Origin of the sequence: Streptomyces sp. NPDC085946 (genome assembly GCF_044540485.1) — a bacterium.
In the GTDB taxonomy this organism is placed as follows: domain Bacteria; phylum Actinomycetota; class Actinomycetes; order Streptomycetales; family Streptomycetaceae; genus Streptomyces.
In genome coordinates this window covers 203,125-215,865 of sequence record NZ_JBITSF010000004.1, presented here as the reverse complement: position 1 = coordinate 215,865, position 12,741 = coordinate 203,125, and the positions used below count along the sequence as shown (strand labels likewise).

At 75.4% G+C, this 12,741-nt stretch carries 11 protein-coding genes; 8 read left to right on the top strand and 3 right to left on the bottom strand.

Annotation, left to right across the window (positions count from 1 at the left end; genetic code table 11):
• Positions 1 to 473 precede the first annotated feature (473 nt).
• Positions 474 to 899 (bottom strand): MarR family winged helix-turn-helix transcriptional regulator, encoded by a 426-nt coding sequence (locus tag ACIF8T_RS11040; RefSeq protein ID WP_400033479.1) that lies wholly within the window; start codon positions 897 to 899, stop codon positions 474 to 476.
• Positions 900 to 1,123: 224 nt separating this feature from the next.
• On the opposite strand from ACIF8T_RS11040, the gene ACIF8T_RS11035 reads away from it, so the two are divergent.
• From ACIF8T_RS11035 to ACIF8T_RS11015, 5 genes are all read left to right on the top strand, one after another.
• Positions 1,124 to 2,056, top strand: a complete 933-nt coding sequence (locus ACIF8T_RS11035; RefSeq protein ID WP_400033477.1) for an SDR family NAD(P)-dependent oxidoreductase — start codon at positions 1,124 to 1,126, stop codon at positions 2,054 to 2,056.
• A gap of 11 nt (positions 2,057 to 2,067) precedes the next feature.
• A complete protein-coding gene (locus tag ACIF8T_RS11030) occupies positions 2,068 to 2,943 on the top strand; it encodes an amidohydrolase family protein (protein ID WP_400033921.1) in 876 nt (291 codons plus the stop codon).
• A gap of 12 nt (positions 2,944 to 2,955) precedes the next feature.
• Positions 2,956 to 4,473 carry a long-chain fatty acid--CoA ligase gene (locus ACIF8T_RS11025; RefSeq protein WP_400033475.1) on the top strand — a complete coding sequence of 506 codons (1,518 nt, stop codon included), beginning with the start codon at positions 2,956 to 2,958 and terminating at the stop codon, positions 4,471 to 4,473.
• Positions 4,470 to 4,925 carry a MaoC family dehydratase gene (locus ACIF8T_RS11020; RefSeq protein ID WP_400033473.1) on the top strand — a complete coding sequence of 152 codons (456 nt, stop codon included), beginning with the start codon at positions 4,470 to 4,472 and terminating at the stop codon, positions 4,923 to 4,925. Before ACIF8T_RS11025 ends, ACIF8T_RS11020 begins: the two co-directional genes overlap by 4 nt.
• 343 nt (positions 4,926 to 5,268) lie before the next feature.
• Complete coding sequence (locus tag ACIF8T_RS11015) at positions 5,269 to 7,386, top strand: SpoIIE family protein phosphatase (RefSeq protein ID WP_400033471.1); 2,118 nt, start codon at positions 5,269 to 5,271, stop codon at positions 7,384 to 7,386.
• An 80-nt stretch (positions 7,387 to 7,466) separates the two neighbouring features.
• Here ACIF8T_RS11015 and ACIF8T_RS11010 read toward each other — a convergent pair whose 3' ends face one another.
• A complete protein-coding gene (locus ACIF8T_RS11010; RefSeq protein ID WP_400033469.1) occupies positions 7,467 to 7,880 on the bottom strand; it encodes an SRPBCC family protein in 414 nt (137 codons plus the stop codon).
• Between the two features lie 120 nt (positions 7,881 to 8,000).
• Positions 8,001 to 8,951, bottom strand: coding sequence for a LysR family transcriptional regulator (locus ACIF8T_RS11005; RefSeq protein ID WP_400033467.1), 951 nt, complete (start codon positions 8,949 to 8,951; stop codon positions 8,001 to 8,003).
• 96 nt (positions 8,952 to 9,047) lie between these two features.
• Between ACIF8T_RS11005 and ACIF8T_RS11000 the strand changes: the two genes are divergently transcribed.
• From ACIF8T_RS11000 to ACIF8T_RS10990, 3 genes are all read left to right on the top strand, one after another.
• On the top strand, positions 9,048 to 9,740 hold the full coding sequence (locus ACIF8T_RS11000; protein WP_400033465.1) for a hypothetical protein: 693 nt from the start codon (positions 9,048 to 9,050) through the stop codon (positions 9,738 to 9,740).
• A 4-nt stretch (positions 9,741 to 9,744) separates the two neighbouring features.
• A complete protein-coding gene (locus ACIF8T_RS10995) occupies positions 9,745 to 10,635 on the top strand; it encodes an NAD(P)-dependent oxidoreductase (protein ID WP_400033463.1) in 891 nt (296 codons plus the stop codon).
• A 364-nt stretch (positions 10,636 to 10,999) separates the two neighbouring features.
• Positions 11,000 to 12,676 (top strand): RecQ family ATP-dependent DNA helicase, encoded by a 1,677-nt coding sequence (locus ACIF8T_RS10990; RefSeq protein WP_400033461.1) that lies wholly within the window; start codon positions 11,000 to 11,002, stop codon positions 12,674 to 12,676.
• Positions 12,677 to 12,741: the final 65 nt, after the last annotated feature.

The following is a 12,741-nucleotide window of genomic DNA, read 5'->3' as shown; positions in this document are numbered from 1 at the left end:
GGCATCCCGGCCGGCCGGAGCCGTCCGACGCTATGCGTCCGGAAGGCCACGAGCCCTAGGTGGGTGACTCCGGCACGGGTGCCGGAGCGATCGGGTGCCGGGGTGATCGGGTGCCGGAGCGATCGGGTGCGCTTCCGCGCGGCACCAGGACGGCCGCCGGGACGGTGCGTCCGGCACCGGATCGATCCGCTCCGCCGCGGCCGGCGGCTGCCCGCTCGGTCGACGGCGGCGGTGGCTCCGAGCTCGACCGGGTGGCCGGGGAGGCCGGAGCCGGGGCGCCGGGCAGCGTCCCGGAGGGAGCGGGGTGGTTCCCGCGGTGCCGGGCAGGACGGACGCCACCGGGCCGGCGGCCGGGAACACCGGCCAGTCGATCCGTCGATCCGTCGCTCCGGAGGTGGCTTTCGCGCGCTCACCGGAGGAGGGCCCGCCGGAGGAGGGCTCGGCGGAGAGCCCGGCGGCGGCCCGCCGTCGTGTCAGCCGAGGCCCTCGCCGGCCAGGCGCAGCAGGAGGCCGTGCAGCGTCTCCCGGTCGGCGGGGCCGAGCGGGGCCAGGAGTTCGTTCGTCACCTGGAGGCCCGCCGTGTCGGTGTCGCGCAGGAAGGCCCGGCCGGCCTCGGTCAGGACGACGATCCGGCTGCGGCGGTCGTCGGGGGAGGGGCGGCGCTCGGCGAAGCCCAGCTTCTCCAGGTCGTCGACCAGGCCGACGATGGCACTCGGGTCGTAGCCGAGCCGCGCGCTGAGCTCGCGCTGCAGCGCGCCCTCCGAGGCGGCGAGGAAACGCAGCACCGCGTAGTGGCGCAGACGCAAGCCCGAGCCCTGCAGGAACGTGTTGAACAGCTGTCCGGAGCGCAGCCCGAGGCGGTACAGCAGGTAGCCCGTGTCCGCGTGGAGCCCGCGCATCCACGGTTCGTCCGCGTCGATCGGGGCCGCGTTCACTGCGTCGTGCCGACTGGCGATGGTGAGCTCCTCGGGTTGGCCGCACGGGGCGGGTCGCGTGGAGATCCCAGTATGACGCATCATGCGCGGCAGAAACTATTGACGATGACAATTATTGGTTCCTAGCATCGACCTCGCGACCGAGGCGCCGTCGTCCCCGCAGGCGCTCTACGCGAAGGGATTCACCCGTGTCCTCCTCCCTCGATCCCTCCCTCGACCTGTCCGGCAAGGTCGCCGTCGTCACCGGCTCCGGCCGGGGCCTCGGCCTCGCCTACGCCCGTGCCCTCGCCGCGCACGGCGCGTCGGTGGTCGTCAACGACGTCGACGAGGCGGTGGCCGGGCAGGCCGCGCAGTCCCTCACCGAGGCGGGCGGCACCGCCGTCGCCGAGGCCGTCGCGGTCGGCACGGCCGAGGCCGCCGACCGGCTGGTGGCCCGTGCCGTCGAGGAGTTCGGCCGGCTGGACGTCCTGGTCACCAACGCGGGCATCCTGCGCGACAGGGTGCTGTGGAAGATGACCGACGACGACTTCGACGCGGTGGTCACCACCCATCTGAAGGGCACCTTCACCTGCGCCCGCGCCGCCGCCGTGCGCATGCGCGAGCAGGGCGAGGGCGGTTCGCTGATCCTGGTGGGTTCCCCGGCCGGGCAGCGCGGCAACTTCGGGCAGACCAACTACGCCGCCGCCAAGGCCGGCATCGCCGCGATGGCGCGGACGTGGTCGATGGAGCTGCGCCGGGCGGGCATCACGGTCAACGCGATCGTGCCGGTCGCCGCGACGGCGATGACGGAGACGATCCCCGCCTTCGCCCCGTACGTCGAGGCGATGCGCGGCGGCGAGCCGCTGCCGGACCTCCTGCGCAAGGGCGAGGGCTTCGGCACCCCGGAGGACTGCGCGGCACTGGTCCCGTTCCTGGCGTCCGGGGCGGCCCGGGACGTGACCGGGCAGTGCATCGGGATCGGCGGCGACAAGGTGGCGCTGTGGTCGCACCCGCAGGAGATCAGGACGGCCTACGCGGACGGCGGCTGGAGCCCCGAGGCGCTGGCCGCCGCCTGGCACACCTCGGTCGGCGCCGAGCCGCAGACGGTCGGCGTCCCCGCGCCGAAGGTCCCGGGGGCGTGATGACCCGCACCATGGACGTCGGAGCACTGGCCGCCATCGACGTGCACGCCCACGCGGAGGTCTCCTCGAAGGGACACGCCTCCCTGGACGACACCCTCCACGACGCCTCCAGCGCCTACTTCAAGGTCGAGGGCAAGCGGAAGCCGACGCTGGAGGAGACGGCCGCCTACTACCGCGAGCGGAACATGGCGGCCGTGGTCTTCACCGTGGACGCCGAGTCCGCCACCGGTACGCGGCCGGTGCCGAACGAGGAGGTCGCCGAGGCGGCCGCCGCCCACCCCGACGTCCTCGTCCCCTTCGCCTCCATCGACCCCTTCCGCGGCAGGGCGGGGGTGCGGCAGGCCCGCCGCCTGGTGGCGGAGCACGGGGTGAAGGGCTTCAAGTTCCACCCCAGCATCCAGGGCTTCTTCCCCGACGACCGCTCCGTGGCCTACGGGTTGTACGAGGTCATCGAGGAGACCGGCACCGTCGCGCTCTTCCACACCGGGCAGACCGGCATCGGCGCCGGGGTGCCGGGCGGGGGCGGGATCCGGCTCAAGTACTCCAACCCGCTGCACGTCGACGACGTCGCCGCCGACTTCCCGCACCTGAAGATCATCCTGGCGCACCCGTCCTTCCCCTGGCAGGACGAGGCCCTCGCGGTGGCCACCCACAAGCCGGGCGTGCACATCGACCTGTCGGGCTGGTCGCCGAAGTACTTCCCGCCGCAACTGGTGCAGTACGCCAACACGCTGCTGAAGGACAAGGTCCTCTTCGGCTCCGACTACCCCGTGCTGACCCCGGACCGGTGGCTCGCCGACTTCGCGAAGCTGCCGGTCAAGGACGAGGTCAGGCCGAAGATCCTCAAGGAGAACGCCGCCCGCCTGCTCGGGCTGACGACACCGTAAGGGGGCGCGACGATGCGCAACCAGGGAGTGGGGTCGTGGCCCGCGCGCCGGGCCCGCAAGACCCCGCACCGCACCGCCCTGATCCACGACGGCACGACCCTGACGTACGCCGCCCTCCACGACCGCACGCTCCGGCTCGCCCACGCGCTGCGCGCCCGCGGGGTGCGGCGCGGCGACCGGATCGCCTACCTCGGCCCGAACCACCCCGCCTTCCTGGAGACCCTGTTCGCGGCGGGCACCCTCGGCGCGGTGTTCGTCCCGCTCAACACCCGCCTCGCCGCACCGGAGATCGCCCACCAGCTCGCCGACTCCGGCGCCCAGGCCCTCGTCCACGGCCCCGCGCACGCCGGGCTGGTCGCGGGCCTGCCGGGCGGCACCGGCGTCCGCGTCGAGACCGGGCCCCGGTACGAGGAGATGCTCGGCGCGGCGGACGGCGGGCCGATCGACGAGCCGGTCGGCGCCGACGACACCTGCATCATCATGTACACCTCGGGGACGACCGGCCGCCCCAAGGGCGCGATGCTCACCCACGGCAACCTCACCTGGAACGCCGTCAACGTCCTGGTCGACCACGACCTGATCGCCGACGAACGCGCCCTGGTCTGCGCCCCGATGTTCCACACCGCCGGACTGAACATGCTCGTCCTGCCGGTGCTGCTCAAGGGCGGCACCTGCGTCCTGGTCGAGGCCTTCGACCCGGCCGACACCCTGGACCTGATCCAGCGGCACCGGATCACCTTCATGTTCGGGGTGCCGACCATGTTCGACCGGATGGCCCGGCAGCCGGGGTGGGCCGCCGCCGACCTGTCCAGTCTGCGCATCCTGACCTGCGGCGGTTCGCCCGTACCGACTGCGCTGATCAGGGCGTACCACCGGCGCGGGCTCACCTTCCAGCAGGGCTACGGCATGACCGAGGCGTCCCCCGGCACGCTGTTCCTGGACGCGGAGCACGCCGTCGGCAAGGCCGGCTCGGCGGGCGTGCCGCACTTCTTCAGCGACGTACGGGTCGTCCGCCCGGACCTCACGCCCGTCGACGCCGGCGAGACCGGCGAGGTGGTGGTGCGCGGACCGCACGTCATGGCCGGTTACTGGGGGCTGCCCGAGGAGACCGCCGCGGCCTTCACCGACGGCTGGTTCCGCAGCGGCGACGCCGCCCGGGTCGACGAGGACGGCTACGTCTACATCGTCGACCGCATCAAGGACATGATCATCTCGGGTGGGGAGAACGTCTACCCCGCCGAGATCGAGGACCTGCTCCTCACCCACCCGGACATCGCCGAGTGCGCGGTCATCGGCGTGGCCGACGAGAAGTGGGGCGAGGTGCCGCGCGCGGTCGTCGTGCCGCGCGCGGGCGGCGCGCCCGACCCCGGCGAGGTGCTCCGCTTCCTGGCCGGGCGGCTCGCGCCGTACAAGATCCCCAAATCGGTGGTGCTCGCGGACGAGCTGCCGCGCACCGCCTCCGGAAAGCTCCTCAAGGCCCGGGTCCGCTCGCGATTCGGCACGCCCACCCCACCGGAGGACACCGCATGAGCATCACCGTCGACGGCCTCGGCGAACTCAGGGAGCTCGCCGGCCGCGCACTGGGCAGCAGCGACTGGATCGAGGTCACCCAGGAGCGGATCGACACCTTCGCCGACGCGACGGGGGACCACCAGTGGATCCACGTCGACCCGGAGAAGGCGGCCACGGGCCCCTTCGGCGCCCCGATCGCGCACGGTTACCTCACCCTGTCGCTGTTCATCCCGCTGTTCACCGCGCTGCTGGACGTACGGGGCGTCACGACGAAGGTCAACTACGGCCTGAACAAGGTGCGCTTCCCCGCCCCGGTGAGAGCGGGCTCGCGCCTGAGGCTGACGGCCGATCTGGCGTCGGTGGAGGACGTGCCGGGCGGCGTGCAGATCACCGTCGACGGCGTCATCGAGATCGAGGGCGGCACCAAGCCCGCCGCGGTGCTGCAGAGTCTGTCCCGCTTCTACGCCTGAGGGGCGCCTGAAGGGCGGGGGCGAAGCCGGCTCGCGGGGCGGCGCCTTCGGGGGCGGGGTCCGCACGGCCGGACCCGGCGCCCGCCCCGCGCCGGCCGGCGGGGGCACGGCCCGGTCCGCGCCCGCCCCGACCGGGCGCCCGGCGTGACCGGCCCGCGTGCGGCCGGCGACGCGCACCGCCCGGTCCCCGCGCGCCGGGCGATCACCCGTTCCCCATGGTGTGCCGACGCCGACGCCTGGGCGTAACGTCCTCATATGGGCGAGGTCGGGTGCGTGCGGCGCACGCACCCGAGGGGAGCGACGGGCGGCCCGCCGTCCTCCCCGGCGACGCGGGAGGTGCCCGGTGACCGGCACAGGTGATCCTGCCGACGGCGGCGATGAGCTGGACGCCGCTTTCACGGAGACGGTCCGGCGCACCGGCGCGTCGATCGGCGCCCTGTACCTGCTCTCCCCGGACGGGCAGCTGCTGCGCCTGGTCGCGCTCTGCGGGGCGCCGGCCGCGCTCGCCGCACCGTGGGTCCGGGTCCCGGTCGGCTCGCCGGCGCCGGTGGCCGACGCGCTGCGCGACGACCGCATGGTGTGGGTCGGCAGCCAGGAGGAGATGTCCCACTCCTACCCGCGCACCGCGATGGCGCTCCCGTACCCGCTGGCGCTGGTCGCCGCGCCGGTCACCGGAGTCCGGCGGTGGGGCGCCCTGCTGCTGATGTGGCCGGCCACCCGGCCGCCGTACATGACCGGGCGGGAGCGGAACAACATCGGGTCCAGCTGCCGGCGGCTGGCCCGGCTGCTGGACGAGGCCGCCGAACGCGGGACCCCCCGGACCGGCAGCGGACGGCTCCGGGTCCTGTCCGCCGGGGCCGGCCGGCCGTCGATCGACGAGGAGCGGGCCACCCGCGACTTCATCGAGCGGCTGCCCGGCGGGAGCTGCGCGCTGGACCTGGAGGGACGGTTCACGTTCGTCAGCTCCGGTGCCTGCGAGATGCTCGGCAGCGACGCCGACCGGCTGCTGGGCACCCTGCCGTGGCAGTCGCTGCGCTGGCTGGACGACCCCACCTACGAGGACCGCTACCGCGCCGCCGTGCTCAGCCGCGAGCCCGTCGCCTTCACCGCGTGCCGCCCGCCCAACGAGTGGCTGGACTTCCACCTCTACCCGGACGCCAGCGGCATCAGCGTCCGCATCGTCCGCACCGGCGCGGATCCGCCGCCCGTGCCCGCGCCCCACCGGTCCGCGCGCAGCGCCACGCCCGCCCGCGCCGGGCAGCTGTACCAGCTCACCCATCTGGCCGCTGCGCTGACCGAGGTCGTCGGCGTCCAGGACGTCATCGACCTCGTCGCGGACCAGATCATGCCCGCCTTCGGAGCGCAGGGCCTCGTCCTGTCCTCCGCCGAGGCCGGCCGGCTGCGGATCACCGGCCACCGCGGCTACACCCGGCGGAGCATCGACCGCCTCGACGGACTGTCCCTCGACACCGGCTTCACCCCGGCCGGACGTGCCATGAGCAGCGGCATCCCCGCGTTCTTCGCCGACGCGGAGGAGATGCGGCGCATCTACCCGGAGGTCCCGCAGGTCAGCGGCAAGCAGGCCTGGGCCTTCCTGCCGCTCGTCATCTCCGGCCGCCCCGTCGGCATCTGCGTCCTGTCCTACGACGAGCCCCACCCGTTCCCGGCCGAGGAACGCGCCGTCCTGACCTCGCTCGCCGGACTCATCGCCCAGGCCCTGGACCGGGCCCGCCTGTACGACACCAAGCACGAACTCGCCCACGGCCTCCAAGCTGCACTGCTCCCGCGCACCCTGCCTCCGGTCACCGGCCTGCGCGTCGCCGCCCGCTACCTGCCCGCCACCCGGGGCATGGACATCGGCGGCGACTTCTACGACCTGATCCGGCTCGGCGGCACCGCCGCGGCGGCCCTCATCGGCGACGTCCAGGGCCACAACGCCGCCGCGGCCGCCCTGATGGGCCAGGTCCGCACCGCCGTCCACGCGCACGCGGCCCTCGGCCCCCCGCCCGACCAGGTGCTCTCCCGGACCAACCGGCTCCTCGTCGACCTCGGCACCGACCTGTTCACCAGTTGCCTGTACGCGCACTTCGACTTCGCCGGCGGCCACGTCACCCTGGCCAGCGCCGGGCACCCGCCCCCGGTGATGCGCCTGCCCGGACTCGACGCCCGGCCCGTCGACGTCCCGCCCGGCCCGCTGCTGGGCATCGACCCCGACGCCGACTTCCCCCTGACCGAACTCCCGCTCTCCCCGGGCCTGCTGCTCGCCCTCTACACCGACGGTCTCATCGAGACACCGGGCGTCGACCTCGACGACTCCATCGACCGCCTCGCCCGGCACCTCACCCACGCCGACGACCGGGACCTGGACGTGCTCATCGACGACCTGCTGAGGAAGGTGACGACCGCCGCGCAGCGCGCCGACGACATCGCCCTCCTCGTGCTGCACCACCCGGGCGGCTGAGGGGGCCGGGGACGGCGCGGGCACCGGTGCTCACGCGGAGGGCCCCCGCCGTGCGGCGGGGGCCCTCCGCGTCCGGTCCGTCAGCCCGCCGCGTTGTCGACGCGCAGCCGCACCTGCTCCTCCAGCCGCTCGAGACTGGAGTCCAGTGCCTCGCGCACGGCCCGCTCGCCCGGGTCGTGGCCGTCGTCGAAGAACGACAGGTGCACGGTCACCTCGCTGGCCCCGCTGCCGATCCCCGCCACCTGGAGCCAGCCCGCGTAGCCCCCTTGGTCGCGGGTGCCCCATTCGAGCCGCATCTGCTCGCGCTGCGCGCGGAACACGGCGGAGGTGTCCGCGTCGGTGCGGTCCTCGTGCACCGTGACGGCGGGCAGGTCCCCGGCGTCCACGTGCAGGTCGTCCGGGAGCCAGGTGTCCATCTGGTCGATGTGGGCGGCCTGGTCGAAGACGTGCTCGGGCGGGGCGGGCATGGTGCGGGAGCGCTCGTATTCGGTCATCGCGACACCGTTCCTCCGCTCGCGGTCGTACACCTGAAGGCCCGCCCCGGGTACCCCGCCGCCGGACCGGCGAACCGGCGCCGCCGCGCCGGGCGCGCCCTCCGGCCTCCGCGCCCCCGCCTACCAGCCCCGCGCCGCCTGCCGGAGCCGCTCGCGGACCCTGAGGACGGCCGGGTTGGCCTCCGCGCCGGGGCGCTGGACCAGGAACAGGGTGGTGAGCGGGGGCTCCTGCGGATCGTGCAGCAGGACCAGGCGGCCGCTGTCCAGGTGCTCCTGGCACAGGGAGCGGGGCAGGACGCTGCAGCCGGCGCCCGCGGTGACCGCCGACAGGACCGCGTACAGGTTCGGCACGGTCAGGGCGGGCCGGGCGGTGAGCTGCCGGCCGAAGACCGTGCGCCAGTACCGGCGGACGATCGGCAGGTCCTCGGCGCAGGCGACCAGGGGGACGCCGCGCAGCGCGGAACACGGGTCGCCCGACGGCCGGCGACCGGGCCCGGACGCCCAGGCGGGGGCCGCGACCAGTACGTACTCCTCGTCCGCGAGCGGCACCGGGTCCAGGGCGCGGCCGCGCGGGCGGCGGGTGGCGATCACCAGGTCGTGCCGCCCGGCGCGCATCTCCTCCAGCAGCGGCTCGGGCAGGCCCTGCGCGACCCGCAGCACGAGCCCGTCGGTGACCAGCGGGGCCAGGGCGGGCAGCACGCGGACGCACAGCAGCTCCGAGGGGCCGGCGAGGTGCACCGGCGCGGCGTGCCCGGCGGCGGGGCCGTTCTCCAGCGCGGCCAGCGCGTCCAGGGGGCCCGCGACCCGTGCGGCGAGTTCGTGGGCCTGCGGGGTGGGTTCCACCCCGCGCGGCAGCCGGGTGAACAGCTCGCGGCCGGTCTGCTGCTCCAGCGTGCGGATCTGGGCGGTCACCGTCGGCTGGGAGAGGCCGAGCGACGGGGCCGCGGCGGTGAGGGTGCCGGTGCGGTAGACGGCCAGGAAGGTGCGCAGCAGATTGAGGTCGGCGTGCGGGGGGAGCTGCCGGCCTGCTCCGGCCGCCGTGCCGGTCACGTCGGGCGTCCGGTTCTCCATGCCCGTATCGTACCCACTGCACCGATCGGAGGGACGATGGCAAGGATCGGCGGTCCTATTGGTATTCCGATGAGGGCCGGGGCTGACGTCGCGGCCATGGACAAGCACCCCCGCACCACCGTGCGGAACGCGATCGACCGGCCCGAGAAGTACCTGCCCGGCACCGGCGACAACTTCGTGTCGAACGAGGTCGTCGTCCGGGGCCTCGACGCCGCCCGCGTCCGGCGCCACCTGACCGACACCTCGACCTGGGAGTCGTCCTACGACGACGTCGCCGACATCTCCTTCCCGCGGGGCGGCGGCCCGCGGCCGGAGGACGGCACGGTCTTCCGGTTCGCCACGTTCGGCTTCCCGCCGCTGGGCGCCCGGGTCGTCGCGTACCAGGCCCCGGCCCCGGGCGTTCCCGGGCGGCTGTCCTGGACCGCCGTGCAGGACGGCGGGCCCGAGGAGCGGCTCGACGTGCCGCACGCCCGGCTGGTCGAGGACCTGCCCGGCGGCCGGGTCCGCGTCCTCACCCAGGAGACCCGGCTCGGCCGGCCGGCCGCGGAGCCGGCCGCGCGGCGGCCGGACCCGATGCCCACGGGCACCAGGCGTGGCTGGACGGTCTGGTCCGCGCCGCCTCCCGGGAGGCCGCGGCCTGACCCGCCGCCTCCGGACAGGCCGCCGTGCCCGCCGCCCCGGTACACCGGGCCAACCGAGCACACCGGGCGCATCGGGTACACGCACCGGGGCGCACCGGCACCGCAAGCACCGCACCGCACCACCACCCCACTGATACGAGGGAGTTGACGTCATGACCGACACCCGCACCGTGAGCGTCCTGGGCACCGGCATCATGGGCGCGGCGATGGCCCGCAACCTGGCCCGGGCCGGGCACGCCGTCCGTGCCTGGAACCGCACCCGCGCCAAGGCCGAGCCGCTGGCCGCGGACGGCGTGCACGTCGCGGACACCCCCGCCGAGGCGGTCCGGGACGCCGACGTCGTGCTGACCATGCTCCACGACGGCCCCGCCGCCCTCGACGTCATGCGCCGGGCGGCCGACGCCCTGCGCCCGGGCACCGTCTGGGCGCAGTCGACCACCGCGGGCGTCGCGGCCCTCGGCGACCTGGCGGCCTTCGCCCGCGAACGGGACCTGGTCTTCTACGACGCCCCGGTGCTCGGCACCCGGCAGCCCGCCGAGGCCGGGCAGCTCACCGTCCTCGCGGCCGGGCCGGTGCGGGGCCGGGAGCGGGTGGCCCCGGTCTTCGACGCGGTCGGCACCCGCACGGTGTGGACCGGCGAGGACGGCGCGGCGGGCAGCGCCACCCGCCTGAAGCTGGTCGCCAACAGCTGGGTGCTCGCCGCCACCGCCGCCACCGGCGAGGTCCTGGCCCTGGCGAAGGCACTGGACGTGGACCCGGCCGGCTTCTTCGACCTCATCGCGGGCGGCCCGCTCGACATGGGCTACCTGCGGGCCAAGGCCGGGCTGATCCTCGACGGCCGGCTGTCGCCCGCCCAGTTCGCCGTGGACACCGCCGCCAAGGACGCCCGTCTCATCGTGGAGGCCGGGCGGGACGGCGGCGTCCGCCTGGACGTGGCGGCCGCCGCGGCCGAACGCCTGGCACGGGCCGCCGCCCAGGGCCACGCCGCGGAGGACATGGCCGCCGCGTACTTCGCCAGCTTCGACGAGCCGGGGGGTGCCTGAGACGGCGGCGGCCGGGGGGTGCCTGAGACGGCGGCGGCCGGGGGGTGCCTGAGACGGCGGCGGCCGGGGGTGCCTGAGACGGCGGCGGCCGGAGGGTGTCTGAGACGGGCGGCAGGAGAGGGCCTGGGACGGCGGCGGCCGGGGCCGTGCGGGCCGCGCTCCACGGCGGGTCCGGTCCGCGGCGTGCGGTCCGCCGCCGCGGAAGGTCCTGCCCGCCCGGCGGAGCCACCGGCCGACACCCCGGTTTCCGCGGGGGCGGGGCGGGAACCCCGGGGAGGCGGCAGGCACCGGTGCCGCCGCGGCCGGCGGAGCACCAGGCGTACGACCAGGGGCCGCGCGGTCCACGACGACCACGGACGCTGACATGACGAGCGCGAGAGAACTGCGCCGGACCGCCGCCGAGGTGTTCGGCTGGGACACCCTCCTGCCCGAGCAGCTCACGGCGATGGAGTCGGTGCTGGCGGGCCGCGACACCCTGGTGGTCATGCCCACCGGGTCCGGCAAGTCCGCCGTCTACCAGGTCTCGGGCCTGCTGCTGGGCGGACCGGTCGTGGTCGTCTCCCCGCTGCTCGCCCTCCAGCGGGACCAGATCGCCGGCCTGCCGGACGGCGACCGGGCACCGGGCGCCGTCGCCGTGAACTCCGACCTGACCGCCGCCCAGGCCGAGTCCGCCTGGGAGGCGGTGCGCACGGGCGAGGCGCGCTTCGTGTACCTCTCGCCGGAGCAGCTGGCCAAGGACGAGGTCGTGGAGCGGCTGGCGGCGACGGACCCCGCGCTGTTCGTGGTGGACGAGGCGCAGTGCGTGTCCTCCTGGGGACACGACTTCCGCCCCGACTACCTGCGCCTGGAGCAGGCGGCCCGGCGCATCGGCCGGCCGCCGCTGCTCGCGCTGACCGCGACCGCGGCCCCGCCCGTGCGCCAGGAGATCGTGGAGCGGCTCGGCATGGACCGCCCGCGGCTGACCGTGGCCGGCTTCGACCGCCCCAACATCCGGCTGGAGGTCCGCCGCTTCCAGGACGACGACGACCGGCGCCGCGCCGTGGTGGAGCGGGCGGCCGCCGAACCCAAGCCGGGCATCGTCTACGCGGCGACCCGCAAGGACAGCGAACGCTACGCCGGGGAACTGGCCGCACTGGGCCTGACCGCCGAGGCGTACCACGCCGGGCTGCGCGCCGCCGAACGCGCCCGCGTCCACGACGCGTTCCTCGCCGGCGAGACGGACGTGGTGGTGGCGACCTCGGCGTTCGGCATGGGCATCGACAAGGAGGACGTACGGTTCGTCCTGCACACCGCGCTGCCGGGCTCCCTGGACGCCTACTACCAGGAGATCGGCCGCTGCGGCAGGGACGGCGAGCCCGCGCTGGCGGTGCTGCACTACCGCCCGCAGGACACCGGCCTGCAGGCGTACTTCGCGGGGCGCACGCTGGGCCGCGACGCCCTGGAGCAGGTGGCCGAGGCCGTCCACGAGCACGCCGACGACCCCGCCGACCTGGACGACCTGCGGCGGGAGACCGGCCTGTCCCGCAACCGGGTCACCGCCGCCGTGAACCTGCTCCAGGAGGCCGGCACGGTCGACACCGGGGACGAGGGCGAGGTCCAGCCGGACCCCGGCACCCCGCCCGGGGCCGCCGCGGAGCGCGCCGGGGAGGCGGCCGAGGCACACCGCGAGACCGACCGGTCCCGGGTCGACATGGCCCGGGCGTACGCCGAGACCACCGGCTGCCGGCGCCGCTTCCTGCTCGGCTACTTCGGCGAGGGGTACGAACCGCCGTGCGGCGGCTGCGACGTGTGCGACGAGCAGGCCGCGGACGGCCGGCCCGCGGAGCGGCCCGCCCACCCCGCGGCGGCCGCCTACCCGGTCGGCGCCCGCGTCCGGCACGCCCGGTGGGGGGACGGCACGGTGCTCAGCGAGGAGGGGGACCGGATCACCGTCCTGTTCGACCGGGCCGGCTACCACACCCTCTCCCTGGAGGCGCTGGCCGCCCGCGACGACCTCGTCGAGGTGGTGGGGGAGCCGGACGGCGGCCGGCCGGACACCTGATCCGGTGGAGCGCCCGACGGGCGTGCATCAGCCGGTCCGTCCCGGAAACCCGGTGGGCCCGGACA

What these genes read in the sequence shown, in the direction of transcription:
- ACIF8T_RS11005 (WP_400033467.1), bottom strand. Translation starts at nt 8,951, where the DNA reads ATGGAGAACCGGACGCCCGACGTGACCGGCACGGCGGCCGGAGCAGGC.
- ACIF8T_RS11020 (WP_400033473.1), top strand. Translation starts at nt 4,470, where the DNA reads ATGAGCATCACCGTCGACGGCCTCGGCGAACTCAGGGAGCTCGCCGGC.
- ACIF8T_RS10990 (WP_400033461.1), top strand. Translation starts at nt 11,000, where the DNA reads ATGACGAGCGCGAGAGAACTGCGCCGGACCGCCGCCGAGGTGTTCGGC.
- ACIF8T_RS11030 (WP_400033921.1), top strand. Translation starts at nt 2,068, where the DNA reads ATGGACGTCGGAGCACTGGCCGCCATCGACGTGCACGCCCACGCGGAG.
- ACIF8T_RS11025 (WP_400033475.1), top strand. Translation starts at nt 2,956, where the DNA reads ATGCGCAACCAGGGAGTGGGGTCGTGGCCCGCGCGCCGGGCCCGCAAG.
- ACIF8T_RS11000 (WP_400033465.1), top strand. Translation starts at nt 9,048, where the DNA reads ATGGACAAGCACCCCCGCACCACCGTGCGGAACGCGATCGACCGGCCC.
- ACIF8T_RS11040 (WP_400033479.1), bottom strand. Translation starts at nt 899, where the DNA reads ATGCGCGGGCTCCACGCGGACACGGGCTACCTGCTGTACCGCCTCGGG.
- ACIF8T_RS11010 (WP_400033469.1), bottom strand. Translation starts at nt 7,880, where the DNA reads ATGACCGAATACGAGCGCTCCCGCACCATGCCCGCCCCGCCCGAGCAC.
- ACIF8T_RS10995 (WP_400033463.1), top strand. Translation starts at nt 9,745, where the DNA reads ATGACCGACACCCGCACCGTGAGCGTCCTGGGCACCGGCATCATGGGC.